Consider the following 1,644-nt stretch of genomic DNA (forward strand, 5'->3'; position numbering starts at 1 on the left):
AGCAACCATGATAAGGAAAGTCTGCAAATTGACAAGGGGCAGGCTCTTTAATTGCGGAAATTGTTGACCGGTGAACCGCTCATATTCAGTCCCGGGTCGCCTCCCGCTGCCTGACCGTTTCAGTGGAAGATGTGTCCCAAGTGGAAAAACCACTGCTTCTGTGAATGTAGGAAGTGGAGTGCTCTTGCTGAAGTTCAGTGGTTTCGGCAAAGGTCGCGGTTCTGTCTCTCTTGGCCTCTTCTTCCTGCTCCATTTTTTCGAATCTTTCTTGCGCCATTTTTTGGCGTTCTTTATCTTCTTCTGTCTGGATAAACTCTGCTTGCCTCAAGTAAACGTAGAGACCGGTCAATGATAACTGCGAATAGAGCAGATTCATATCCATGTTAGATAGCGGGCGGTCAATAGCCCCGGCACCGACCAGTACACTGTTCACAGTATCGCTATCGTAGCCTTCCATAATGTCCCTGACCTCCTCCCAGTCCTCTTTGCCGGGTTTCCAGTCCCTGGCTTTCGGATCTTTCCGCCCGGGTTTGTTGAGCGCTTTGCCTAACTTTTTTTGTAACTCCCTCTCCTGCTCAGCATGCTCCGCCATGCTCGCACTCTGGGAATGACGGGCATAATCAATAAGGCCCTTACAAAACCTGCAGATGGCTACGACTCCCGAAATGCCACCTGCCGCAAGCATTGCTGCAGTAAAGAATGCCAATACGACTACTTCTTCCCGGTATTCAGGCTTGTTCGGTTGCTGAGCGGGTGTTGACGGAGTCACAGGCACCGCTTTGTCACCCTTCAGGATCCTGCGAACCTGCCGGTACCACTCAATACCATAATCTTTACTATCGGCTTCCATAAAAAGGGCGGAGAGGTCTTCCTGATGACGACGACGTTGGCTCTCTTTGTGCCAAAGGGTGGAATGGCTGTTAAACAGCTCAGTCAAAAAGGAAAGATAATGAATAAATGCAGGATCTCTGGCAATCTCCGGGTTCTGCTTTTGTTTGTCCACCTTGAAGCCAAGAGAACGAAGCGCCTTGCCACGGAGAAAAAGCTCCTGCATTTCTACCAGAATAAAGCCGAGCTGCCGGGCTAACTGTTCCCGGGATAGCGGGTTGGACGGAAACTCTCTGAAACTGTTCTGCACAGCCTCCTCAATCAGCTCCTCCATGGAGTCCATTCGGTCTTCAGCTATGACCCCCTGAAGCAGCACCGGATGGGTTCGGTACCAGTCAAGAACATCCCGGGATTCCTCCATGACCGGAGCACGGCTGAATGCCTGCAGGAGGTGAAACATGGGGCGGTCCGGGTAACTGTCATCCGTATCATTGTCACCGGTGACTTTGGTAATAGTATGGCGGGTAGCCTGCTGGACAAGCCTGGTAAGAAACTGCTGTCGCACTTCTGCCTCATTGTCTGGAGCAAAGTGAACTGTCGGCCACCAGTCCTGCTCATAGCGGTCATGGATTCGCCGAACTGAAACCATGAGGGCTTTTAGCAACCTCTCATTTTCTTCTGCAAAGACGTAATCAAAATAAAGTCTGTTCAGATTGTTCCGGGCATTTCTGAGAGCCTTCTGTTCGGGTGACTCAACACTCCCCCAACAGGAAGCCACCAACATCAGACTGAAAAGCACAGACCATAAAGCGCGAT

The 1,644-nt window shown here is 50.9% G+C and carries 1 protein-coding gene; it reads right to left on the bottom strand.

What is annotated here, in order from left to right:
• Window positions 1-85: 85 nt before the first annotated feature.
• Window positions 86-1,644: hypothetical protein (locus tag KDK19_RS07980; protein WP_257287210.1), on the bottom strand; the 1,559-nt coding region annotated here is incomplete at its 5' end.

It is taken from the genome of Endozoicomonas sp. ONNA1 (genome assembly GCF_024606325.1).
Classification (GTDB): Bacteria; Pseudomonadota; Gammaproteobacteria; order Pseudomonadales; family Endozoicomonadaceae; genus Endozoicomonas_A.